General features: G+C 68.0%; 20 protein-coding genes and 1 pseudogene. 12 read left to right on the top strand and 9 right to left on the bottom strand.

Going from position 1 to position 23,352, the window contains the following annotated elements:
• The first annotated feature begins 116 nt into the window (after positions 1-116).
• The gene (locus D5S18_RS14275; RefSeq protein ID WP_203236738.1) at positions 117-1,247 is read left to right on the top strand and encodes a lactonase family protein; all 1,131 of its coding nucleotides are present in this window, start codon (positions 117-119) and stop codon (positions 1,245-1,247) included.
• Positions 1,248-1,323: 76 nt separating this feature from the next.
• Here the strand turns inward: D5S18_RS14275 and D5S18_RS14280 are convergent, their stop codons facing one another.
• On the bottom strand, positions 1,324-2,094 hold the full coding sequence (locus D5S18_RS14280; protein ID WP_203236739.1) for an alpha/beta fold hydrolase: 771 nt from the start codon (positions 2,092-2,094) through the stop codon (positions 1,324-1,326).
• Positions 2,095-2,291: 197 nt separating this feature from the next.
• Here D5S18_RS14280 and D5S18_RS14285 point away from each other — a divergent pair.
• A pseudogene (locus tag D5S18_RS14285) lies at positions 2,292-2,624 on the top strand (beta-ketoacyl-ACP synthase); the annotation flags it as partial.
• Positions 2,625-2,669: 45 nt separating this feature from the next.
• Here D5S18_RS14285 and D5S18_RS14290 read toward each other — a convergent pair.
• From D5S18_RS14290 to D5S18_RS14305, 4 genes are all read right to left on the bottom strand, one after another.
• Positions 2,670-3,074 (bottom strand): DoxX family protein, encoded by a 405-nt coding sequence (locus D5S18_RS14290; RefSeq protein WP_120041129.1) that lies wholly within the window; start codon positions 3,072-3,074, stop codon positions 2,670-2,672.
• A gap of 114 nt (positions 3,075-3,188) precedes the next feature.
• Complete coding sequence (locus D5S18_RS14295) at positions 3,189-4,013, bottom strand: polysaccharide lyase family 20 protein (RefSeq protein ID WP_158607869.1); 825 nt, start codon at positions 4,011-4,013, stop codon at positions 3,189-3,191.
• Between the two features lie 96 nt (positions 4,014-4,109).
• Complete coding sequence (locus tag D5S18_RS14300) at positions 4,110-5,087, bottom strand: NAD-dependent epimerase/dehydratase family protein (RefSeq protein ID WP_120041133.1); 978 nt, start codon at positions 5,085-5,087, stop codon at positions 4,110-4,112.
• Positions 5,088-5,119: 32 nt separating this feature from the next.
• Positions 5,120-6,280, bottom strand: a complete 1,161-nt coding sequence (locus tag D5S18_RS14305; protein WP_147403955.1) for a glycosyltransferase family 4 protein — start codon at positions 6,278-6,280, stop codon at positions 5,120-5,122.
• 148 nt (positions 6,281-6,428) lie between these two features.
• Between D5S18_RS14305 and D5S18_RS14310 the strand changes: the two genes are divergently transcribed.
• Genes D5S18_RS14310 through D5S18_RS14335 form a run of 6 tightly spaced genes read left to right on the top strand, consistent with a single transcriptional unit; the run spans position 6,429 to position 14,128 of the window.
• Positions 6,429-7,802 carry a polysaccharide pyruvyl transferase family protein gene (locus D5S18_RS14310; RefSeq protein ID WP_120041137.1) on the top strand — a complete coding sequence of 458 codons (1,374 nt, stop codon included), beginning with the start codon at positions 6,429-6,431 and terminating at the stop codon, positions 7,800-7,802.
• 21 nt (positions 7,803-7,823) lie between these two features.
• Complete coding sequence (locus D5S18_RS14315; protein ID WP_120041139.1) at positions 7,824-9,368, top strand: oligosaccharide flippase family protein; 1,545 nt, start codon at positions 7,824-7,826, stop codon at positions 9,366-9,368.
• A 29-nt stretch (positions 9,369-9,397) separates the two neighbouring features.
• Positions 9,398-10,723, top strand: a complete 1,326-nt coding sequence (locus tag D5S18_RS14320; protein WP_120041141.1) for a P-loop NTPase family protein — start codon at positions 9,398-9,400, stop codon at positions 10,721-10,723.
• A gap of 38 nt (positions 10,724-10,761) precedes the next feature.
• Positions 10,762-11,811, top strand: coding sequence for a glycosyltransferase family 4 protein (locus D5S18_RS14325; RefSeq protein ID WP_239003763.1), 1,050 nt, complete (start codon positions 10,762-10,764; stop codon positions 11,809-11,811).
• Complete coding sequence (locus D5S18_RS14330) at positions 11,808-12,929, top strand: glycosyltransferase (RefSeq protein ID WP_239003764.1); 1,122 nt, start codon at positions 11,808-11,810, stop codon at positions 12,927-12,929. The genes D5S18_RS14325 and D5S18_RS14330 overlap by 4 nt, the downstream gene beginning before the upstream one ends.
• Positions 12,926-14,128, top strand: coding sequence for a glycosyltransferase family 4 protein (locus D5S18_RS14335; protein ID WP_120041145.1), 1,203 nt, complete (start codon positions 12,926-12,928; stop codon positions 14,126-14,128). The genes D5S18_RS14330 and D5S18_RS14335 overlap by 4 nt, the downstream gene beginning before the upstream one ends.
• Here the strand turns inward: D5S18_RS14335 and D5S18_RS14340 are convergent.
• Genes D5S18_RS14340 through D5S18_RS14350 form a run of 3 tightly spaced genes read right to left on the bottom strand, consistent with a single transcriptional unit; the run spans position 14,117 to position 17,593 of the window.
• Positions 14,117-15,634 (bottom strand): O-antigen ligase family protein, encoded by a 1,518-nt coding sequence (locus D5S18_RS14340; protein ID WP_120041147.1) that lies wholly within the window; start codon positions 15,632-15,634, stop codon positions 14,117-14,119. The genes D5S18_RS14335 and D5S18_RS14340 overlap by 12 nt on opposite strands.
• Positions 15,631-16,998 carry a P-loop NTPase family protein gene (locus D5S18_RS14345; RefSeq protein WP_120041149.1) on the bottom strand — a complete coding sequence of 456 codons (1,368 nt, stop codon included), beginning with the start codon at positions 16,996-16,998 and terminating at the stop codon, positions 15,631-15,633. Before D5S18_RS14345 ends, D5S18_RS14340 begins: the two co-directional genes overlap by 4 nt.
• 34 nt (positions 16,999-17,032) lie before the next feature.
• The gene (locus tag D5S18_RS14350) at positions 17,033-17,593 is read right to left on the bottom strand and encodes an AMIN-like domain-containing (lipo)protein (RefSeq protein ID WP_147403956.1); all 561 of its coding nucleotides are present in this window, start codon (positions 17,591-17,593) and stop codon (positions 17,033-17,035) included.
• A 140-nt stretch (positions 17,594-17,733) separates the two neighbouring features.
• On the opposite strand from D5S18_RS14350, the gene D5S18_RS14355 reads away from it, so the two are divergent.
• From D5S18_RS14355 to D5S18_RS14365, 4 genes are read left to right on the top strand one after another with little or no spacing between them, the layout of a single operon-like run.
• On the top strand, positions 17,734-19,080 hold the full coding sequence (locus tag D5S18_RS14355; RefSeq protein WP_203236740.1) for a nucleotide sugar dehydrogenase: 1,347 nt from the start codon (positions 17,734-17,736) through the stop codon (positions 19,078-19,080).
• Between the two features lie 4 nt (positions 19,081-19,084).
• Entirely contained in the window at positions 19,085-20,086 is a 1,002-nt protein-coding gene (locus D5S18_RS14360) for a glycosyltransferase family 2 protein (RefSeq protein WP_120041153.1), read from the top strand.
• A 25-nt stretch (positions 20,087-20,111) separates the two neighbouring features.
• The gene (locus tag D5S18_RS34440; protein ID WP_147403957.1) at positions 20,112-20,381 is read left to right on the top strand and encodes a hypothetical protein; all 270 of its coding nucleotides are present in this window, start codon (positions 20,112-20,114) and stop codon (positions 20,379-20,381) included.
• A gap of 3 nt (positions 20,382-20,384) precedes the next feature.
• Positions 20,385-20,942, top strand: a complete 558-nt coding sequence (locus D5S18_RS14365) for a YdcF family protein (protein ID WP_239003765.1) — start codon at positions 20,385-20,387, stop codon at positions 20,940-20,942.
• On the opposite strand, the gene D5S18_RS14370 is transcribed toward D5S18_RS14365, so the two are convergent.
• Entirely contained in the window at positions 20,923-23,121 is a 2,199-nt protein-coding gene (locus tag D5S18_RS14370; RefSeq protein WP_147403958.1) for a heparinase II/III family protein, read from the bottom strand. The genes D5S18_RS14365 and D5S18_RS14370 overlap by 20 nt on opposite strands.
• Positions 23,122-23,352: the final 231 nt, after the last annotated feature.

Genomic DNA, 23,352 nt, shown 5'->3' on the forward strand with positions numbered 1-23,352 from the left:
GTCACGTTACCCGCATTCCACTGTTGCAATTTGCGCAATATGAGTTGCGCCCCTTGCGGATCGGGTGTGATCCGGGTCATTCTTGCGCGAACGTGATTGGGCGGGAAGGACATACAGTGCACAGCGGAGAATTCGGACGACGGCACTTCCTCGGGCTGCTCGGGGCTCTGGGAGCGGGGGCGAGTCTGGGATCGGCCGTACCCCCGTCGGCGCGGGCGAACACGGGGACGCGCGCCTGCATCGGTTGCTACACCTCCGAGGGCGGGCGCGGAATCGCTGTCGCCGCAGTGGATTCCGCGAGCGGGCGGCTGGTCGTCACCGATTTCATCGACGTCGCCGATCCGTCGTATCTCGCGCTCGCACCCGACGGGCGCCATCTCTACGCCGTCGACGAAGGGCCTGCCGCGGGTGCGGCTACCGCCGTCGATCTGCGCCCGGAGCGGCCCCTGGTGCTGAATTCCGTTGCGGTGCAGGGCGAAGGCCCCACCCACCTGCGCGTGACACCGGACGGACGCCGGGTGCTCACCGCCAACTACGGGTCGGGCAGCGTCAGCGTGCTGAGCGTCGAAGCGGACGGTCGGCTCGGCGCGGTCACCGATGTGGTGCGGCACGAGGGGAGCGGCCCCGATCCGGAACGGCAGTCCGCACCGCATCCGCATCAGATCGTCATCGACCCCTCCGGCGATTGGGTGCTGGTGGTGGACCTCGGTGTCGACTCGGTCTACGTCTACCGGCTCGTCGAAGGCCGCCTGCGCTCCCACGCGCAGGTTCGATTGGTCGCGGGCAGTGGTCCCCGCCACCTGAGTTTCCATCCGGATGGCCGCCGCGCCTACCTCGCCAACGAGCTGAATTCGACCGTGACCGTGTGCGATTGGCGCGCCGAGACCGGCGAGCTGCGCGCAGGCCCCGCCGTCGCCGCCGACGTCGAGCGCGGCGGCGACCGCAACTACCCTTCCGAACCCGTCATCTCCCCCGACGGCCGCTTCCTCTACCTCGCCAATCGAGGCCACGACAATATCGCTACCTTCGCCCTGCTGGGCGACCTGCTCGTCCCGCTCGGCACCGCACCCTGCGGCGGGACATTCCCCCGAGATCTGACCCTCGCCCCTGACGGCCGCCGCCTCTACGCCGCCAACCAGAAATCGAATTCGGTGACCTGGCTCGATCTCGACCCGCTCACGGGTCTGCCCGGCGCGCCTTCGGCTCCCGTCGAGATCCCCTCGGCCACCTCGATCGTGTTCTGCTGACTCTCGGCTGTGCGGCGACCCACGCCATGGACCGCTGTCCGGCGGCACGCCATCGAAGTGCACTCCGACCGGTAACTCAGGGTCGGTAGAGGAATGCGGCGATGGCCGCGGCGAAGGCGGCCGGGGCGTCGTCGTGTATCCAATGGCCCGCGTTCGGAATTTCGACGAGGTCGGTGTCGGGGCGGCGCGCGACCATTTCGGCGGCCAAGGTGGCCGGGAGCAATGAGCTGTGTTCGGCGCGCAGGACCAAGGCCGGACAGGTGGAGGCGAGCCAGGTCGGCCACCAGTCGCCGAGGCCACCGGTCTGCACGGCCATCATGTCCGCCCAGTCGAACAGGAAACGCCAGTGGCCGTCGGTTTCGATCGCGCTCTGCATGAAGTACGTCGGATCGGGAATGCCCTCGGCGCGAATCGCCTCGGCCAGCGCGGCCTTCGTCGGAGCGCGGTCGGGCCAGCCGCGCACGTCGAGTATCGGGGTGGCTATCTCGGGGGTGCGCATGATCGGGCCGACATCCTCGATGATCAACGCCGAGACCAGATGCGGGTGCGCGGCGGCGACCTGGTAGGCGGCGATGCCGCCACGCGAATGACCGAGCAGCGCCACGGGGCCGAGATCGAGCGCGGTCAGCAGTTCGGCGATATCGGCGACGAAGTCGGTATCGGTGTAGCTCGGGGCGCGACCGGTATGGCCGTGGCCGCGCAGATCCGGCGCGACAACCCGAACTCGCCCTGCGAGATCGGCGGCCAGGCGGGCGAATATCGCGCCGCGACCGAAGCTTCCGTGCAGTGCGACCAGCGGCCGCCCGACACCGCCGAAGTCCTCGTAGGCCAGAGTTATTCCGTTCACCCGTACCGTATGCCGTATCACTCGAACCATCTTCGGTGACGGCCGCAACCGAATTTCCCACCGAGGGTCCATCCCCGTCTGCACAATCGTCAGGCGCGCGCCATTGTGCGAGTCGAACATGATGATGCCCAACGGCCCGTCCGCCGTCGTCGGCCTGGAACTGGGTACCAAAGCCGGTGTGGTGACACCGGTATCGGCACATCAATGCGCACGCCACCTCCACTTCGGTCGGCGACGCGGCCGAGGCCAAGGCGATCGAGTTGGCCGTGGGCAAGCACGCCTCGGTGTACGCGCCCAAATCCGCGCTCGGGCATTCGGTCGGCGCGGTCGGCGCCCTGGAGTCGGTGCTCACGGTGCTCAGCATTCGCGATGAGATCGTCCCGCCCACACTGAATCTGACGAATCAGGATCCCGAGATCGACCTCGATGTGGTGAAGGGTGAACCGCGCCAGGGTCGTATCGACTACGCGATCAACAACTCCTTCGGCTTCGGCGGGCACAATGTGGCGCTCGCCTTCGGCCGCGCCTGAGACCGGCGCGGGATCGGCGGTGTGCCCGCCGATCCCGGTGCGTTCTCAGTCGCGCGGACGGCGCGCGTCGAGGTAGGCGAAGGCGAGACCGCCGAGCATGGCGGCGTTCTTCTGGAATTGGACGCGCTGCTGTTTGCGCGCGTCCGGATCTTCCACGGTCCAGAATTCGTGTCCGGCAAGGGTTGTCGGAATGAGCGAGGCCGCCAGGACGGTGGTCGAGAGTCGGGGGAACAGGCCGAGGGCCAGGAATGCGCCGCCGACTGCCTGGGCCGCTCCGTTGGCGCGCACGATCGTCTCGTCGTCGGCGGGGAGCGGGACGACCTTGCGAATGCGGGCCAGGGTGTCGGCCGCCGCGCCGACCCGAGCGCCGGGTTCGGTGGCCGCCTCCCAGCCGAGGACGGTGTAGGTCGATCCGGTGAGCATCCTGGCCACTACCCGCAGCAGGGACATGATGGGTGGTCTCCTTCTTCCGCCGCTCACGCGCCGCGCGCGACCCGCCAGCGTTTGGGACTTTTGGGCACCACCGTAGTGCACTTGGATGACGGCACATATCCTCGCGGTCCGCTACAGCGGCGCGAGTGCCCCCGCCGTGGTCGCCGCCGAGAATCCGTCGTGGTAGACGATGCCGGGCCTGGAGATTTTCGGGTCGCGGTAGTAGCCCTGCTTGAAGTAGACCCCGCCGCCGTCGGGCATGAGGGTGCGCACCGCGCAGCGGGTCCGGCCCGCACACGGTGCGGCGGTGAAGGTTTGGGGCGTTCCGTCGATCCACAGTTCCACGAAGCCCACCGAATCCTTGGCGGACCATTTGACGTGCAGGCGGATATCGGTCCACTCGTCGGGGACGATGGGTGCGCTCCACGGAGTGTAGGTGGGGCCGGGATCGTCCGGACCTCTCCAGGTGGAAACGACCACGCCCCAACGGTTCACGCCGACATTGGTCGGACCCGCGCCGATGGCGAGCGGCGGCGGACCGTCCTGGTCGGCGTGCCACTGCGACAGCACACTCCACCCCTTGTCGGCGGGGAAGCCGTCCTCGAAGCGGGTGCTCCACTGGTACCAGCGGTCCTCGCCCTCTCCGGCGCGCGTCTTCTCCTCGCCGCTCACCTCGGCCCGGTCGCCGCAACACAGTCCGGCGGGGGAGTCGCCCTGGCGCAACTCGAAGCGCGCGGCGAAGCGCCGACCCTCGCGCACCACATCACTTTCCACCTGCATGCTGTAGGACGGGCCGTGATAGGACGCGCACGGTGCGCTGCCGACCGAAACGTTCTGGCAGATGGCCCACTGATCGAAGTTGCCGGTGCCGAAATCGCCGACGAACGGGCGTGGCGGTGGTGGCGAACAGGCCGCGACGGCGGTGAGCGCGGCGGCGATCACGGCGAGCACACCCATTCGAATCCTCCCGAGCCGCCCATTCTCGATCCGAACCGAAACTTCTGTGGCCGAGCAGCTTTCGTCCATCCGCCGCCATTCACGTCTGCTGGATCGTCAGGACCAGCGAACCCCGGTCACCGACTCGTACCAGGCTACCGTCTGCGCCAACCCCTGGTCGAAGTCCACCGCGGGGCGATATCCGATGTCGCACAGTCGCGAGATATCGACCACCAATTTCTCCGGATCGCCCGGACGGTTGCTGCCGCTGTAGTCGAAATCCGGTTGGACGCCGGTGATTCGGCACAGCGATTTGGCCAGTTGGTCGATGGTGTACTCGCTACCCGCGCCCACGTTGTACGCCTCACCGCGCAGCGGCGCGTTGGCCGCGACGATCATGGCCGAACGCGCGGCATCCTCGACGTAGAGGAAATCGCGGACCTGGGTGCCGTCGCCGTGGATGAACAGCCGCTCGCGGTCGCGTTCCAGTTTGGCGAGCAGATCGAAGACCACCTGTTTGCGCTGCCGCGGTCCGAAGGCGGAGAAGAAGCGCACCGAGGCCAGCCGCAACCCGTAGAGCTGGGCGAAGACCGCGAGATACCGCTCGGCGGCGAGCTTTCCGACGCCGTAGGGCGAGATCGGGACCGTCGGATCGTCCTCGCGGATCGGCACCCGCACCGAATTCCCGTATACCGCCGCGCTGGAAGCGAAGACGAGTCTGCCCGGCCACCGGGTCACCCGCAGCGCCTCCAAAAGCCGGAAAGTGGTGGCGAAGTTGAGTTCGCAGTCCACGGCGGGTGTCTCGACCGAGGGCGGGACGTAGGCGTTGGCGGCCAGGTGGAAGAGGACGTCGGTCGGATGTTCGGCGAGGTACGTCGCCCAGTCGAGTTCGCGAATATCGGTCTCGTGCAGCGTGATCGACTCGGCGACGGCGCTCAGATTCTCCCGGTGACCGGTGGCGAGGGTGTCGAGTACGCGCACCCGCGCACCCGCGGCCACGAGCAGTTCGACCAGATGTGAGCCGATGAAACCGGCGCCGCCGGTCACCAGCACCGAGGTGGCCGACCAGTCGGCATTCTGCTGGTATGCGCTCAAGGCGCTACCCCCTGTTCAGTTTTCGGATCGCGCTAGCGCGCCGCGACCCGCAGATAGGTTTCCACGGTGCGGCGCGCCACCGCGTCGGGATCGAAGCGCTCCCGTGCGATCTCGTGGCCGCGCTGCCCGAAATCCAATGCCAGTTGCTGATTTTCGAGCAGTTCAACCATGCGCGCGGCCAGTGCGCGCACCTCGCCCGGCTCGACCAGATAGCCGTTCTCACCGTCGGCCACCATTTCCGCGACGCCGCCGACGCGGGAGGACAGCACGGGCTTTCCCGCCGCCATGGCCTGGGCCAGGATGGTCGGCGCGGTCTCCTCGTGCGAGAACAGCACCACCGCGCGGGCGAGTGCCAGTTCGGCGCGCAGCCGCTCGTTGTCCACCATGCCGACGAATTCCACCCGACCCCGTAGCGCAGCGGCCCGCTCGATGATGGCGCGGGCGTAGTCCGGATCCGGCTGCGGTCCGACGATGATCAGGCGCGCGTCCGGAACCTGCGCCGCCGCAATGGCGAACGCGTCGAGCAGACCCTCCGGATTCTTGCGCGGGGACAGTACGCCCGCGAAGAGGAGGCGCTTTGCCGTTCGCGCCGAGGGCGCGAGCGCGAAGAATTCGGGGGCGGTCGGGTTGGGAATGCTGAGGTGTTCGCCGCGCACCGATCCGGCCAGCGCTCGCGCGTCGTAGTCGGAGATGGACACGACCGCCCGTGCGCGCCGCAGCACCCGGCCGACCATGGCGGCGATCAGGTGGTAGCGCAACCGCTCCTTGAAACTGGCCGCGGCCCGGAGCTTGGTCTCGACGTGGATCAGCCCGTGCACGGTGACCACGACCCGGTCGCTGACGCGGGTGGCGATCTCACCGGGCACGCCGATCTCCTGCGCGTGCACCACATCCGGCCGCAACTCGGCGATGACGCGCCGCGCGCGCCGAACATCGAGAAGTGAGCGGGTGAGCACGGAGAGTCTGGATTGTCCGCGCAGATAACGGATCTCGACCTTGGGTCCCTCGCGGCGCGTCGGCGTCGGCGCATCGCCGGTGTGGAAGCGCAGCACGGTGAGCGTCTCGATCTCGGGGCGGGCCGCCAGCGCGGGGACGAGAGTGCTTGTCACGGACTCGATTCCGCCGACCACCCGACCCGGCTCCAGCGGATACGTCGCGATCATGACCACATTCAGACCCAATGGCGCTCCCACGAGCAAGGCGTGCGGTGCATAGCCAAGAAGCTACCCGACGGTGCGCTCGCCCGCCGGGCAATCGCCGGCTATTGCCGGCAAAGCGGTTGCGGGCGTGGCGGTTTGAGATACGGTGAGCGGGCACCGATGGCCGGGCGGGGAGGTCTGAATGGGAACCGGAAGTCCGGTTCGTGGCGATGGGCACCGCATCCTCATCGAGAACAGCGAATACTGGTTGCGCAACTATGGCGATCTGGCCATGCTCGAGGTCACGGTGCGCCGAGTGCGGCGGCGTTGGCCCGATGCGCGGATCGGCATCATGACGGAGTCACCCGCGCTGGTCGCGGCGTATTTTCCGGATACGGTGGGGATTACGGTCGGCGGTCGCGATCCGTGGGGTCGGTGTGGGCCGGTGCGGCGAGTGGCCGCCGCACTCGGTCCTACCGTGGTAGGGCCGCCGGTGTTGGCCTGGCTGCGCACGCGGGCATGGTTGCTGCCGCGTGCGATTCGACTACGTGATATGGCGCGTGGCCTTGTGTCTTCGTCGAAAGCTGTTGCCGAGGTCAATAATTCGACCGACGAGTCGGTATCGGACTTCGAGCGGCGACATCCCGGCGCGGCGCTCGCGGCGCGCACCGCTGCACTGGTGGTCGCCCTGGGTGGTGGCTATCTCACCGATTCCGATATCCCGCAGGCCGGTCGGGCGTTCGGATTGCTCGAATACGCCGCGGGCGCGGGGGTGCCAACCGCTCTGGTCGGTCAGGGGATCGGGCCGCTTCGCGATGCGGATCTGCGGGGTCGAGCGTCCAGGGCGCTCACAAAAGCGGGCGTGATCGGCTTGCGTGAGCGGCGCCGCGGCCCCGCGCTGCTCGATTCGCTCGGAGTTGCGCCGGAGATCGTCGCCGTGACCGGGGACGATGCCATCGAGCTGGCACAGGAGGCGCGAAAAGATCTGTGCGGCACCGCAATCGGTGTCTGCCTGCGGATAGCCCGCTACGCGCCGGTGGCGCGGGTCGCGCAGGATCGGGTCGGCGCGGCCGTGCGCGCGGCCGCCTCCGAATTCGGGACCCACCTCATTCCACTGATCATCGCGGAGACTCCCGGCTCTCCCGATCGCCGCACCACTGTTCCCCTGGTGCGCGGTAGCGCGAATGCCGCCGCACCGCTCGGGCGTTTCGTGCGTCCCGCCGAGGTCGCCGCGCAGGTCGCCGACTGCCGGATCCTGGTCACCGGCGCCTACCATCTCGCGGTCTTCGCTCTCACCCAGGGGATTCCGGTGGTGGGCCTGACCTCGACCGAGTACTACGACGACAAATTCCTCGGGCTGGCCGAGATGTTCGGCGGCGGAGTCGATTTGGTGCACCTGGACGATGCGGAACTGGCCGAGCGCCTGAGCGCGGCTATACGCACGGCCTGGTCGCGGGCCGACACGATCCGCGCCGAGTTGCGTGCAAGCGCCGACGATCAAGTCGAATCCGGTCGCCGTGCCTATGAGCGCGTGTTCACCCTGCTCGAATCCGCACCCGCCGACCATGGCCGATAGCACCCGCCGGGGTGGTGCGCAATGAGCGGCGAGGGCGAGGCGGCCGTCGAAACCGACGGCGGGGAACCGACATTGACGCGGCGCATCGGGCGGGTCGCCGCCGCGTCGGCGGGGGCGCTGATCTTCGGTGAACTCGTGTCCTTCGGGCAGACCATCGCGTTGGCCCGGCTGCTCAGTCCCACCGAGGTGGGTATGTTCGCGGCCGGGACCGTGCTCACCATGCTGCTCACCACTTTCGTGGAGGGCGGGTTGCGTTCGGCGCTGGTGCAGCGGGAGGAGGGGATCGAAGACGCGGCGGAGACCGTATTCCGCGCCTCCCTCCTCAATGGCGTCGCCATGGCCATCGGCGCGTTGGCCGTCGCGCCATTGATCGGGGTGCTCTTCCACAGCGGCACCATCGGCTGGGTCGCCGCGGCCACCTCCGGATTCCTGCTGATCTTCGCGCTGACCAATGTGCCGGAGGCGCTGTTGCAGCGGGCCTTCAGCGTGCGCAGACGGATCGTGGTCGGTCCGGCCGTAGCGGTGAGTTTCGCGGTGGTTTCGGTGACCTTGGCCGCGCTGGGATTCGGCGTGTGGAGCATGGTCATCGGCACCTACGTCTCCTATGTGGTGTGGGTTGCCGCTGTTTGGTGGCTCGCCGGATGGCGGCCCGGTCGCGGGCGGGCGACCATTCGACTGTGGCGGGAGCTGGCGCGGTTCGGGTCGCCCGTGGTGGTGAACATGCTCGGCTCGCGGGTGCAGACGACGGTGGAGGCCGCCGTCGTCGGCCGGGTGCTCAGTTCCGCCGCGCTGGGCAACTATCGCTACGGGCAGCGGATCGCGCAGATACCGGTGCGCTTCATCGTCGAGGTCGGCGCCATCTCGCTGTTTCCGGCGTTCTCCCGCATCGCCGAGGACCGGGAGCGTTTCGCCGCGGCCTATCTGCGGGCGCTGCGGCTGGTGACGGTCGGTGCGGCGGCGCTGACCGGGCTGATCATCGCGCTCGGTGAACCGGCCGTCGTGGTGGTGTTCGGGGCGCGCTGGCGCGATGCGGGCACCGTGCTGGTCGCCATGGCCGGACTTGGACTCGGCAAGGCGTGGATGAGCGTCAGCGAGGAGGCCATCAAGGGCTCCGGCCGCACCGGACTGCTCAACTGGCAGACCGCGATCGAATTGACCCTCGGCATCGGAGCTCTGCTCGCGCTGCTGCACTTCTACGGACTCATGGGTGTCGGCCTGGCCACCTCGGCCACCGCCCTGGTCGTCGCGGTCGTGGTGTCCACGCTCGCCCGCAGGGTCATCGGAATTCCCTTGCGCACCTTCGCCCGTGCCGTCGTCGCACCGCTGCCCGCCGCCGCACTGGCCTTGGCCGCCACGTGGTATCTGGAACACCACCTGCTGCGCAGCGACACCCATCCCATCCCGGTGGCGTTGGCCGCCCTGATTCTCGACGTGGCCGTCTTCGTCGCGATCTACCTGCTCGTCCTCGCTGTCCTGGCACCGGATGTCATCCGGGGACTGGCCCGCCTCGCGGGCCGGGCACTGCGGCGCTCGCGGCGGGACGAATCCGATAGGAAATCGAATTGAACAGTGCCGCAGGGGTTCACATCGCGCGGATGTGGCGGGGGCGATGGTTCGTCCTCGGCGCGGTCGTGCTCGCGCTGGGTCTCGGCGCACTCGCCACGCGGGAGTTGACCACGGTGTACACCAGCCGGGTCGCGATGACCATCGGATCACCGAATCGGGCGCCGGATCAGGACGCGGTGCTGTCGGTCGGCTACGCGCAGTACTTCAAGGATCCGGCCTATCAGGCGAAACTCACCGCATCCCAGGGCATTGCGAACGGAGTGCGCCTGGACGCGCGCACCCTCGCCGCGAGCCCGATCCTGTATATCGAGGCGACCGCGGCCACCCCGCAGGCGGCGCAGGAGGCGGCGACCAAGGCGGGGGCCGCATTTCGCGACGAGATCAATGCGCGACTGCGGGCCGGACAGGATGCGGCGATTGCCGCCGTGCGCAAGCCCTTCGACGATATTCGCGCGGCGAACGGTGTGGTGAACGAGGTGTCGCTCACCCAGATGCAGGACCGGATCAATCAGATCAACGGCGATACCTCCAACAAGCTCATCGATCTCCAGTTGGCCTCGGATGCGGTGCGTCAGAGTCCTTCTCGGACGCTGACGCTCGTCGAGTATGGTGCGGGCGGGCTGGTGGTCGGCCTGCTCGCCGTCCTCGGTTTCGGCGCGGCCTCGCGACGGCTGCGCACCGCCGACGATATCGAGTCCAAGATCGGCGTACCGGTGATCGCCGTGGTGCAGGCCGAACCGGCCACTCGCGAACAAGCGATGCGTCAGGTGGTGACGGCCGTCGGTCTCGCGGCAGCGCCCGAACGCGGCGCGGTGGCGGTGCTCGCGCCCGGCGCGACCGAGGCGGTGACGACGGTAGCGCGATCGATCGCGCAAGGGCGTGCCCGACAGGGCATTGCGACCATCCTGGTGCACGCCGACCTGCACAGACCGCACGGGACCGGCGTCGGTGAGTTGCTGGCCGCCGAGGTCGAGATCGACTCGATCCTGACCGAGACGCGGGTACCGAATCTGCGAGAACTCTTCGCGGGCAGTGCCGAGGAAGATCCCTTCACCGCCATGAGTCGCGAGAGATTCGATCGCCTGCTCTCGCGGCTGTACGACCGCGCGGACCTCGTCGTCATCGCCGCGCCGCCGGTCCTGGATGCCGTGGAAGCACAGGTCATTACCGCTGCCGCCGGGTGCACCGTCCTGGTGCTCGAACGCTCGGCCGCCAGAGTCGGGGATGCGCGCCGAACTCGTCGGATCCTGGAGGCGGTGGACGCGCATCTGCTCGGCGCCGTGCTGGTGCGCGCGCGCAAGCAAGGGAAGACGGTCGCTGCGGGCAGCGATGGACCGGATGCGGGCGCGGTGTGAGTTCCATGGTTGGACAGGCGAACACGAGCGGGCCGGAGATGGCAGAGCAGCGGGCACTGTGGGTTTCGACGAGTATGTCCACTCGGGGCGGGGTGGCGAGCTTTGTCCGGCAGATGCGGGATACACCGCTGTGGGCGGAATGGGATATCCGGCACGTGGCCACGCATCGCGACGGCTCGGTGGCGACCAAGATAGGGACGTACGCGATTTCATTATTCGTCTACTGCCTGCGACTGATGGTGGACCGGCCGTCGATCGTGCACCTGCACATGTCCTCGTCCGGCAGCTTTCTTCGAAAGTACCTGTGCCAGTTGATCGCACGGTTCGCTCGGGTGCCGGTGGTGGTGCACGTGCACGGCTCGGATTTCGGCGTGTTCTACGAAAGGTCACCGAAGCTGCTGCGCAGCGCCATCCGCGCGTCGCTGGGGAGCGCGGCGGCGGTGATCGCGCTCGGCGAACCGTGGGCCGTCGCCTTGCGCGACATCGCCCCGCGGGCGCGAATAACCGTGGTGCCCAATGCGATCAGACCTGCTCGCGCTGTCGATCAGAGGTGCGACGAGGTGCGGATGCTGTTTCTCGGTCGAGTAGGGGAGCGGAAGGGCACTTTCACGCTCCTCGAGGCGTGGCATCGGCTGAAACCCGACAATGCCCATCTGGTCGTGGCGGGCGACGGCGAGGTGGAGCGCGCCCGCCGCACCGTCGCGGAACTCGGACTCGAGCAGAGCGTCGAGGTCACCGGATGGCTTTCCCCGCAGCGGATCGCGGAACTTATCGAGCAATCGCACGTCTTCGTGCTGCCCTCGCATCGGGAAGGTCAGCCGATGGCGGTCCTGGAGGCCATGGCCCACGGCCTGTGCGTCATCACCTCGCCGGTCGGCGGCATCCCGGACCTCATCGATGAGCGCTGCGGGATGCTGGTGCCGCCGGGTGCGGTCGAGCCGCTGGCGGCCGCTCTGGATCGAGTGTTGCGCGAGAACGAGTTGCGCGCTCGACTCGGCGCCGCCGCGCTGGACCGAGTGCGGGCCGAATTCGATATCGAGGTCGTGTGGCGGCGTTTCGCGCGGATCTATCGAGAGGTGCTGGGGTGAGCGCGCCGATTCGCGTCATGTACGTGGTGCCCGATCTGCGCGTTGGCGGTGCGGAGCGGCATGCGACCACGCTGCTGCCCCGGTTGGATCGCGACAGATTCGCGCCCTCCGCGGTCTGTATCGGCGAAGAGGGCGCACTCTTCGCCGACCTCACGGCGGCGGGGATCCCGGCGCGGGCGCTGCATCGCACGAAACGGCAAGCGGGCGCGGCGCTGCGCGATCTGATTCGCGAGATGCGCCGCGAGCGACCGGATATCGTGCTCACCCGAGGCTACAACGCCGAGGCGCTCGGCCGAATCGCCGCCAGGTGCGCCGGCGTGCCGAATTCCATTGTCTGGGTGCACAACTGCGGCGATATCGCGCCGCGCGGGCGGGTGCGGCCCCTGGTCGACGGGTTCCTGGATCGGCACACGGCGGCCTATTTCGGGGTGGCACGGGCACAGATCCGGTATATGGCCGATGAACTCGGCTATCCGGAGTCGAAGATCCGGATCGTCTACAACGGTGTGGAACCCGGTGCGTTCACCACCGCCGATGATCGCAGCGCCGCACGGGATCTCGGGATCGAGGACGGGCATCCGGTGGTCGGCATCGTGGCGGCGTTACGCCCGGAGAAGGATCACCACACCTTCCTGCGTGCGGCCCGCATTGTCGTGGACCGGATACCGCAAGCCCGCTTCCTGATCGTCGGCGATGGTCCGATGCGGGACGAAATCGCCAATACGATAAGGGAATCGGGCCTCGACGGTCGAGTGGTACCGACCGGTTCGCGCCAGGATATCGCAGCTCTGCTGCCCGCCATGGATGTGGTCACGCTCAGTTCGCACAGCGTCGAATGCTTCCCGATGGCGCTGCTCGAGGCGATGGCCGCGGCCCGGCCCGCAGTGTGCACGGCAGTGGGCGGCGTGCCGGAGTTGGTGGTCGAGGGGCAGACGGGTCACCTTGTGCCGCCGCGCGATCCGGAGCTGCTGGCGGATCGATTGATCGCGTTGCTCGGCGATCACGCGGTTCGGCGGCGCATGGGCGCCGCCGCGCGCGCCCGCGTGGAGTCGACATTCAGTTTGCAGGCAAGCGTCGCGGCGGCGGAGCGAGCCATGGAGGAGGTCGTGAACCGGTGAACGGACACATACTGATTCTGGTGGAGAACCTTTCGGTGCCCTTCGACCGGCGGGTGTGGCAGGAGAGTCGCGCGCTGGTCGGCGCCGGCTACCGGGTCACGGTTATCTGTCCGATGGGTGCCAAACAGGATCGCGAGCCGGAAGCGACGATCGAGGGCGTGCGCATCCTGCGATATCCATTGCGGGCGGCCACCGGTGGGCCTGCGGGGTATGTCCGCGAATACGGTCTGGCGCTGTGGCATACGCTGCGGCTGGCACTGCGGGTGCGCCGCGAAGGGCGCATCGATGTGGTGCACGCCTGCAATCCCCCGGATCTGCTCTTCTTGATCGCGCTCGCACTGCGGCCCGGCGGCGCCCGCTTCGTCTTCGATCACCACGACCTGGTCCCCGAACTGTTCCTATCCCGGTTCGCGGGCGGCCCTTCGGCGCTGTTCCGGGTGGCGAAGCTGGTAGAGCGCTGCACCTTCGCCTGCGCGGACGCCGTCATCTCCACCAATGAGAGCTATCGCCGCGCGGCCATCGAGCGCGGCGCGATGGCACCGGATCTGGTGACGGTCGTGCGCAGCGCGCCCGATCTCACCCGCTTCGTCGCCCGCCCGCCCGATCCGGCGCTCAAACGCGGAAAGACCTATCTGGCAGCGTATCTGGGAGTCATGGGGCCACAGGACGGCGTCGACTACGCGCTGCGCGCCATTGCCCACCTGCGCGAGCGCGGCCGCACCGACACGCTTTTCGTCTTCATGGGCGCGGGCGACGCCTTCGACGATCTGGTGGCTCTCGCCGAGGAACTCGGGCTCGGCGAATTGGTCGAGTTCACCGGCCGGGTGCCCGACGAATTCGTCCAGACCTGCCTGTCCACCGCCGATATCTGCCTTTCGCCCGATCCGTACAACCCGCTCAATGACGTCTCCACCATGAACAAGGTGGTGGAATACATGGCCATGGCGCGGCCTCTGGTCTCTTTCGAGCTGACCGAGGCGCGCGTCTCGGCGGGCGAGGCGGCCGTCTATGTTCCCGCGAACGACGAATCCGCTTTCGCCACCGCGATATCCGAACTCCTCGACGATCCGGATCGCCGCAAGCGCATGGGCGAGCTCGGGCGCGAACGCGTCGAACGCGAACTGTCCTGGGAGATATCGCGGCAGAACCTCATCGCGTTCTATCAGCGGTTCTTCCGCAACTTCGTACTACCCGGCTGAGGATTCGGAGCGGGCACGCAGTGCCTCCCGGTGCGCGCGGCCAGCTTCCAGCGGATCGGGCTTGCGGACGCGGGCCACCCGGTCGGCGGTGCCGATAGCCGCGCCGATGAGGGCGAAGACCATGGTGCTCGGGTAGTCGAACAGTCGCAGGTCCACGAAAACACCGCCGAGGAACAGGGAAAGGAAGGCGGTGACCGCGGTGAAGGCGAGCGGGCGGGCCATGGAATCCGCGGCGGACAGGCGACGGTAGGCGGTGCGCAGGCGCAGCGCCAGTAGCACGAGGACGGTGAGCCACAGCAGCAACCCGATGATCCCGAGTTCGGCGAGAATGCCGAGTTCGGTTTCGTGCGGCGGGATTCCGAGACCGCGCTCCCAGGGCGTGGTCGAGGACCACTGACGGTGGCGATAGGCATTGACCGCCACGAACCGCCCGAGACCCCATCCGCTCCATGGCTTTTCGAGAAAAGCCCACACCGCGGTGGCATCGGCGTTGAGTCGGTCGTAGACCTCGTTGGTCGAACCGACCCCGCCTGCCTTCCGATCCGAGCTGGTGAAGGTGGACCAGTTGGTGGCAATGAGAATGAGCGCGGCTATGGCCGTGGTGACGAATCCGGTGCGATACCCCTTGGCGAACAGCACTCCCAGCAGCACCACGACCGCGAAATCCAGCCAGATGGAGCGGGTATGGGTCAGGTAGACGGCATACGCGCAGCCCGCCGCTATGGTCGCGTACAGGATTCGCTCCCATCTGCCGTGGCGCGCGGCCAGCAGCACCAGCGCGAGTACATAGCCGACAATGAGAATGAGTCCATTGACCTCGGGCTGATTCGGTAGTCCGACCGCGCGCTCCGGCCACCCCGGATTGGTCACGATATAGCGCGGCCAGACCAGTCCGCGCGGCCCGGTGAACTGCGCGATGCTCACCCACGCCGAATACGCGGCGCAGCCGAGCACCGTCGCGGTGAGGAATTTCACCGCATCCCTGGTCCCGAAGATGAGGCGCGACACCAGATAGGTGCCGAACGGCATGCCGGTCCCGATGATGAGGTAGCGCCACAGATCCAGCTTCGTGCCGGTGATCGGGAAGTAGATCGGCTCGTATTCATGCTGCTGCAGAATGGAATTCAGATTCCACAGCAGGTACAGCGCCATCGCGCACTCGACCGCGCCGAGGGGAACCCAGCGCTGCGGATGGCCGCGCGCCCACAGCAGCGTGGCGATGATCATCCCGCCGAACGCGAGTACGAAGGGGTCGGTGGTGGGCAGCACCTTGGGGATGGCGGGCCGCAGAAACGTCGCGACCATGAGGAATACGAAGGCCCAGCGGGGATCGCGCAGTCCGATCACCACCAGCACCGCGGCGATCCCGGCCGCCGCCGCCACGGTTCCGACGCCGCCCGGTGCTTTGCCCGAGACCGCGGTCGCCGCCGCCAGTCCGGCGGCGATGGCGACCGCGACGCAGGCCATCAGCCCGACGCGCCGGACGGTGGGGTGGTGAAAGATCATGGGGCGGTCCGCGATCGCCAGGGCAGCGGGCGCGGCGACGAGGTGTCGACGAGTACCGCGCCGAGCACCCGCGCCCCCACCTGGTTGACCGCCCGCACCGCCGCCTCGACCTCGCGCACCGTGGTGCGGCCGCGCTCGAGCACCAGCACCGTCAGCCCCGCCAGGTCCGCGACGATCTGAGCCTCGGGCGCGGTGGCGATCGGCGGCACCGCGATCACCACCAAATCCGCCGCCGCGCCCACGGATTCGAGGAGGGTTCGCACTCGATCGCGTTCGAACAGGCGATAGGGGTCCTCCCCGGCGGCGCCGGGGCCGATTGCCGCGTAGGCGCCCCGCTCGGTGCACAGCTGTCGCACATCGTCGATCGTGCCGCCGAGGAACTCCGCGACGCCGGGAGTCGCACTTCGCTCCGCACCGCGCAGGTCCGCGTGCAGGAACACCGTGCGTGCCCCTTGCGCCGCGCGCTGCTCAGCGATCGCGCGTGCCAGTTGAACACCCGCCTCGCCCGCCGAGATCGGCGCCACCGCAACAGAAGTCGATGCGGACCCGGCGATGAGATTGGCGATCTGCCGCAGGGCTACCAGCCGTCGGGCGTCCCGCTCGGCCGTGCCGCCGGGAGGCACGACCTCTAGGGGCCGCACCCCTGTCTTCTCGGCGATGTCGTAGTCGGTGTAGAGCCTGCGGGTGGCCGCGCCCGCCAAAATCGCGACCACACAGCCGAGCAGGAGGCCACCGACGAGTCCGGTGCCCAGGGTGCGTGCCTTGCCCGCCCCCTTCGGCGCGGCCCCCGCGCCCGTCTGCAGGATGGTCAGCCGATTGGAGCCGTCGGAATTGAGCTGATCTATCTGCTGTTGCAGATGTATCTGGGCGGCAAAGGCATTGGGATCGTTCGCGGTCAATCGCGGACCCCACTCGCGCATCATGGCCGCCGTCATGGCGGCCGCGGTGGCCTCGCGGCTCGCGTCCAGCCTGCCGTTGATGTCATCGATGTAGAGTTGGGCTACCTTGGGCGCGGCATCCTCGGCGGCGGCCGGGGTGGCCGCAGTGACCTGAACGAAGAAAAGCGGACTGGCCGAGACGAATTCGGCGCCGAAGCTCGCGATATCGTTCGGGAAGCCGGGCTGGTGGCCCAGTTTCGCCTGATAGGTCGGATCGTTGAGATAAAGGGTGTAGCCCTGGGCCAGGATCGCGTCCTGGGTCGGCGGTCGGGTCGAGGCCGCGGAGACGAGCACCCGGCTGGTGTAGGTGGTGGCGCGGCCGTGCGCGGTCAGATACGCACCGCACAGGGTGGCGAGGGCGACCGCCGCGACCAGCCAGCGGCGCCCTCGGATCCGATCCCACAGGACATTCAGCGTATGTGCCACCGGGCCTCCGTCATTCGCGTAGGGCCGACCAATGTCATCGGCGCTCGAATTCCACCACGACCCGTGCGGGATCGAGCGCCCCGCTGACCCGGAACCCGACCTGTTCGGTGCGCAGCGCGATGAACACCTGGGTCACCCCGCGCACGACACTGGCGAAGCGCACCTCGCCGATGGTGCTCAGCGTCGGATCGGAAAGTACGGCAGGGCCGGAATACGGTGGTGGAGCGGACTGGAACGGGTTGGCCGCTTCGCGCACGAGCACCTCCAGGACAGCGGGGGCGGCGATCGGGATGATGGTCTGGGTATCGTTCTGCAACGCCTGGCGGACGTAGTGCACCGCCCAGCCGGGTATGGCATTGCCGGTGAACTCGAATGTCACCGTATCGGTGGAATCAGTGTGCGCCAGCGCGATTTTCGCCAGGCCGATGCCGACCGCGCCCGGATCGGGGCGGCGGCTCTTGGCGGCCTGCGCGTCCAAAGTTGGTGTGACAACCGGGGATACCGGTCGGCTCGGCGAAGCGGACGTAGCACATCCCGTCACGGTGAGCAGCGTGACCGCGCACCACACCAGCGGACCCGTATTCCGACCGCGCACGGTGAAACCCCCTATCGTCTCGGCTGCAAGCGTAGGTCACCGCCGCGCGCTGCACCGGACGATGATATCGCGAACAATTCGCCGAACACGTTGGTATAAAACAACACAGCGGCGATCACATAACCCGGCGGGTGGGCAAGATGGATGTGCGGAATCAGCGCAGCGAGATGGCGATAAGCGTCTTCGGTCTCGGCTATGTCGGATGTGTCTCGGCGGCCTGCCTGGCCGCGCGCGGCAATTCGGTGGTCGGCGTCGACGTCAATCCCGAGAAGACGGAGTTCATCCGACAGGGGCGCGCCCCGGTGGTCGAGGAGCGCATCGGCGAGCTGACCGCAGAGATGGTCGCCGCCGGTCGGCTCACCGTCACCGAGGAGGTGGCGAAAGCTGTTCTCACGACCGATATTTCGATCATCTGCGTCGGTACGCCATCGGGGTCGGGCGGTAGCCTGTCCACGCAGTACCTGGAGCGGGTCAGCGCGGAGATCGGTGCGGCGCTGGCGAACAAGGACGGCTGGCATATCGTCGCCTATCGCAGCACCATGGTGCCCGGCACCTGCGGCGATATCCTCATCCCCATTCTCGAGCAAGCCTCCGGGAAAACAGCGGGCATGGATTTCGGCGTGTGCGTGAATCCGGAATTCCTGCGCGAAGGCAGCAGTGTCCGCGATTTCGAGAATCCGCCCAAAACCGTCATCGGGGCGAGCGACGAGCGGACCGGCACCCAGATGACCGCTCTCTACGCCGGATTGCCCGGCCCGCGCTTCCTGGTCCCCATCTCCGTGGCCGAGATGACCAAATACGTGGACAACAGCTTTCACGCTCTCAAGGTCACCTTCGGCAACGAGATCGGCGCGCTGTGCGCCGAACTCGGCCTCGACTCGCACGCCGTGATGGATATCTTCCTCGCCGACACCAAACTCAATATCAGCCCGGCCTATCTGCGCCCCGGCTTCGCCTTCGGCGGCTCCTGCCTGCCCAAGGATGTGCGCGCGCTGACGCACACGGCCCGCCGACACGATCTGGAGCTGCCGGTGCTGCAGAATGTACTGGCCTCCAACGAGGCCCAGTTGCGGCGCGCAGTAGAACTGGTGATGTCGTTGGGGCGCAGGCGGATCGGAATCTTCGGTCTGTCGTTCAAGGCGGGCACCGACGACCTGCGCGAGAGTCCGATGGTGGAGTTCGCCGAGCGGCTCATCGGCAAGGGGTACGACGTGCGCATCTACGATGCGCACGTGGCGCTTTCGCGCCTCATGGGCGCCAATCGCGCCTTCATCGAGGATCGCCTGCCGCACCTCGGCGACCTGCTCACCGACGATATCGCGGCCGTGGTCGCGCACGGCGAGGTCTTCGTCGCGGGCACCGCCGAACCCGAGGTGGTGGCGGCGATCGACGGCATCGCGCCGGATCGGACGGTCATCGATCTGGTGCGGCTGCCCGGTGCGGCCGAGAGACGGCTGCGGCCCGGCTATCTCGGCATCGGGTGGTGAGTCGATGCCGACCTTCAGCTTTCTCACGACCGCGTACCAGACCGAGGACTACCTGCGCGACACCATCGAATCGGTTGTCGCGCAGACAAATCCGGACTGGGAACTGGTCGTCGTCGACAACGGGATGTCGGAGCCGATCGCCGCGATTGTGGGCTCCTACGCCGAGGATGCGCGAATTCGACTGGTCCGTCAGGAGAACCGCGGCTACGACGGGGGTGTCATGGCCGCCGCCGCCCACGCGACCGGGGAGTACTTCGTCGTGCTCGACAGCGACGACCAAGTGCTGCCGACCTTCTGCGAGGTGATCGGACGCGTCCTGACAGGCGAACCCGGTATCGACGCCGTCGGCTGCGATGCGGTGCGCTTCGACGATTCAGGAGCCGAACTCCCGGTCGGCTACTACCGTTCCACCAATGTGAAGCGGCGACCCGATCCGGCGCGGCGGCTCACGCTCACCGATCTGCTCGGCGGACTGGTGCCCTACTACACCGCAGCGATCCGCCGCGAGGCGTGGCAGGCGGTCGGCGGATACGACCGCGGCAGTGCGGAATTGCACGAATCGGTCGTCATCTGGATCCGCATGGTCGGCTCCTACGATATTCGGATCCTGCCGCAGCGCCTGGCCCGCTTCCGGCTGCGCGGCGACTCCATGACCCGCGACCCGCAGAAAGTGGATGCCTTCGTCGCCGAACTCGAGCGTTCGTTCTCGTGGGCCGACCCGACCGATCCGCGCGAACAGGCCGCCCTGGACCACACGCTGCGCACCTTCCGCTACTGGACCGAATTGCGTCGCGCACAACGCGCGCTGCTCGCCCGCGACGACGCGGCGGCGTTGCGCGCCGCCCGTGCCGCCTTCGGGCAGCGCCGAACCCTCCGCGCGGCCGCGATCATTCTCGCGCTCAGCGCTTTTCCCGAGGGGCTGCGTCGTATCCACCCGATGAAGCAGCGCGTCCAAACCAGAATCACCCACGCGGCGGGACGAGTGGTCAGCTTCGTCAAAGGATAGGCGTACCTCCGCCTTCGCTCCGGCCATGCGCAGGTCTGCGGACGGCTTCGCCGACAGCGCCCGTTGGCGTACCTCCGCCTTCGCTCCGGCCATGCGCGGGTCTGCGGACGGCTTCGCCGGTAGTGTTCGTTGGCGTACCTCCGCCTTCGCTCCGGCCATGCGCAGGTCTTCGGGCGGCACCCATGCGGGACCGCTCGGTCTGATCCGGTCGCGTAGCGTCGTCGGTGTGCTTGTGGTGCGGGCAGCGGCGAGTTCTCCTGTGTGGCAGTGGATCTTCCCGATCGGGGACGTCTAGGCGATGGTCGATCGGGTGCGCAAGCGGTGGTGGATCGCCGCCGCGGCGGTGGCGATGTGCGCGGTCCTGTTCTGGGCCGGATATCCGGTCTACGTGCGGCCGCAGTTGGATTCGCCGCGCCGGGCGGACGCGATACTCGTGCTCGGTGGTGAAGGAGTGCAGCGATACGGATTCGGGCTGCGCTTGGCGCGGGAGGGATACGCGGACCACGTACTGTTCTCGAATCCGTATGGCGAGGACACCGATATCGATGAGGTGCGCGAGCCGTGCCACACGCCGCAGCGAGGTTTCACCCTCGAGTGTTTCGCGCCGGATCCATCGACGACGGTGGGGGAGGGTCGCGTCCTGCGGCAGTTGGCGGCCGAACGGGGTTGGCACACGGTCATTGTCATCACCATGCGTCCGCACCTGTCCCGTGCTCGCTACATCCTCGAACGGTGCTTCGCGGGCGATTTGGTGATGGTGCCGAGCGAGGAGGATCTCGCGCCCTGGTACTGGGCGTGGTCGTATGTGTATCAAACCGCCGGATACGCGCGGGCATTCATCGATCAGGGGTGCTGAGGTGCACCGCGCCGTCGCGGGCCGTGTCGATGACGAGGGCGCGGGGCGCGTCATCGGTCCATTGGGCGCGGATCTCGGTGCCGATATGGGCGATGCCGAGGTCGCGCAGGGGCGTGGCACGGTCGGGGACAAGGACTGTGATGGTGACCAAAGGCAGTGCGCCGGAATACAGTGCGCCGATGAGCCAGGAGGGTTTGCGCTGTTCGAGACGTTCCGACCACCAGCCGAGGTCGGTCTGCTCGTCGCCGCGTATCTGATTCGTCGCGGGCGGGGAGGTGCCCGCGTAGCCGATGGCGAGGGCCGGTGTGCCGTCGCGGGTGACGAGGTGCCCGTTGGCGATCGGGGCGACCTCCAGCGCGGGATGCAGCGGCCACGAGAGCTGTGCGGTGTGAATTCCCTTGCCCGACAGCAGATCGACGACCGTCAGCACGCGATCATCGGGCGGTGCGATGAGCCAGCGGCGATGGGTGACCGGCTCGACCAGCCGCCGGTACCCGTCGTGTTCGGCATCGATGACACCGCGCTGAAGATCTACCGAGCGCACCCGGACGCGGGCATGGTCGGTCCACAGGAACGGGCCGCCCGCCACCGATTGGTCGAGTCCGTCCACGGTCACCGTGGCGTGCACTCGACTGCTTCGGTGCACGGTGTGCCAGTTCGGCTCCGGGTAGTAGCTGGCGGTCCCCGGATCGCCGATGAGTTCCGCACCGTCCTGTGCGAGGGTGACGGCGAGTGCGTCGGCATGGCCGTGCGCGGCGATCGACAGGTAGCCGAGCGCTCCGATATCCATGCTCACGCGCCGCCGTCCGGAGCGCAGCACCGCAAGGCCGCTGTCCATGGCCGCGAAGCTGCCCGGAGGTTTCAGTGCCGCAAGGGATTGCGAGCCGAGGGCGATCCGCAGCCAGTGCGCCGCCATCGTCGACGTCGCGATCCGAGCGGACTGCGGTTCCGGCGCGAGGGCCTGCGCGATCCCCAGATGCTCCCGCACCGTCCGAACGTCCTCCGGACCCAGACGCAGGGCGAACCCGCCGTCGTCGTCGCCGTAGCGGGGTTGCGGATCGTCGCCCACCAGCTGTGCGAGATACCGCGAACTCCGCACGATCGCGGCACGAAGCGACTCGGCCGACGCGCCGGTGCCCGGTGCGAACACGGGGACCGTGCCGCTATCGAGCGGCGCGCTGTCCGCGCCGGCCGATGCCACGCCCGGATCGCCTTCGCGAAGAACCAGCAGCGCGTACACCACCGACAGCATCTCGGCGGTGAACACCTGATACGCGAGGGATTGCTCCGCACCGGAACCGTCCGGTAGCAGTTGCCGGTCGGCATGCCGAACCAGCAGTTCGAGCGCGTCGTGCTCCCAGCGGGCGGCGGAGGGTAGTTCCGGATGCAGGACAGCCACGACGGCCAGCCCTGTCATCTCCCCGATCAGGTGATTGTTGGCCGAGCTGTGCAGTGAACGCCATGTCCAGCACCGTCGCGCACTCTCCGCGAGCAGGGTCATCAAGCGGGCATAGCGCTGCACCGTAAGAGATTTCGAGTCGCGCAAGCCTTGGAGCGCGATGGCGATCGATGTCGCGCGCAGTCCGCACTCGAAACCGCCGCGCCAGGCGATACCGATGCCGGGCGGCTGCTGATCCATCCAGGAATCCAGGTGCGCGAACGCCGCCTCGGCGAATCGCTCCTCCCCGGTGAACAACCAGGACTGCGCCAACCAGGGCAGGTGCTGCAATCGATTGAGCTCCCAGATCCACTTGGGATCCCCGGCGGCGGTCCGATGGTCGATGCGTTCGGAATCGATGGCGGGCCACCGTGTTCCGGACAGCGGCTCGTAGTTCCAGTCGATCTCGACGCCGATGGCCGCAGGCGGATACCCGAGAAGCCGCACTTCGCCGTCGAGATAGCCTTCCGCGGCGTCGATCACCGCCTTGGTCGCGGTCGGATGTGCGGCGGCGATGCGCTCGGCCCGCGCTCGATCGAGCAGGACGGGGCGACCGACACCCGCCCTGAACTCGCGCAGCGCGGCGTCCCAATCGGGCGGTGTTCGCCCGAACAGCTTGGCGCCCGCGGCATCCCAGGTCCTCGGACGCGAGATCGCCCGTCTCGCGGATACTCCGGCCCGCCAGCGGATTTCGGCACCGTCCATGGTGCGAAGGCGTCGCAGATACCAGCCAAGGCTCACGATCGCCCCTTTCGGCACGCGCCCCGAACTTCCCGACAACGGATGCCACCCTACCGTCCCGGATCGGCCCGCGTTCGTGAACGATCCATCGGACCGCCGTGCCCCACGAGTATTCGCACCGATGGTCCGCGAAACCGATCCGATCGGTCGGGACGCTCGAATCGACCTCGCAATTGGCAACGGCCCCAGTCGTATTCGCGCGGCGAGGTGGGCCGACCCCGACTACCCTGT

This window comes from Nocardia panacis, assembly GCF_003598715.1.
GTDB lineage: Bacteria > Actinomycetota > Actinomycetes > Mycobacteriales > Mycobacteriaceae > Nocardia > Nocardia panacis.

Bases quoted from the DNA above. Each gene is read 5' to 3' on its own strand.
- D5S18_RS14290 (WP_120041129.1), bottom strand. From the start codon at position 3,074: ATGTCCCTGCTGCGGGTAGTGGCCAGGATGCTCACCGGATCGACCTAC.
- D5S18_RS14295 (WP_158607869.1), bottom strand. From the start codon at position 4,013: ATGGGTGTGCTCGCCGTGATCGCCGCCGCGCTCACCGCCGTCGCGGCC.
- D5S18_RS14310 (WP_120041137.1), top strand. From the start codon at position 6,429: ATGGGAACCGGAAGTCCGGTTCGTGGCGATGGGCACCGCATCCTCATC.
- D5S18_RS14315 (WP_120041139.1), top strand. From the start codon at position 7,824: ATGAGCGGCGAGGGCGAGGCGGCCGTCGAAACCGACGGCGGGGAACCG.
- D5S18_RS14320 (WP_120041141.1), top strand. From the start codon at position 9,398: ATGTGGCGGGGGCGATGGTTCGTCCTCGGCGCGGTCGTGCTCGCGCTG.
- D5S18_RS14325 (WP_239003763.1), top strand. From the start codon at position 10,762: ATGGCAGAGCAGCGGGCACTGTGGGTTTCGACGAGTATGTCCACTCGG.
- D5S18_RS14340 (WP_120041147.1), bottom strand. From the start codon at position 15,634: ATGATCTTTCACCACCCCACCGTCCGGCGCGTCGGGCTGATGGCCTGC.
- D5S18_RS14355 (WP_203236740.1), top strand. From the start codon at position 17,734: ATGGATGTGCGGAATCAGCGCAGCGAGATGGCGATAAGCGTCTTCGGT.
- D5S18_RS14360 (WP_120041153.1), top strand. From the start codon at position 19,085: ATGCCGACCTTCAGCTTTCTCACGACCGCGTACCAGACCGAGGACTAC.
- D5S18_RS34440 (WP_147403957.1), top strand. From the start codon at position 20,112: ATGCGCAGGTCTGCGGACGGCTTCGCCGACAGCGCCCGTTGGCGTACC.
- D5S18_RS14365 (WP_239003765.1), top strand. From the start codon at position 20,385: ATGGTCGATCGGGTGCGCAAGCGGTGGTGGATCGCCGCCGCGGCGGTG.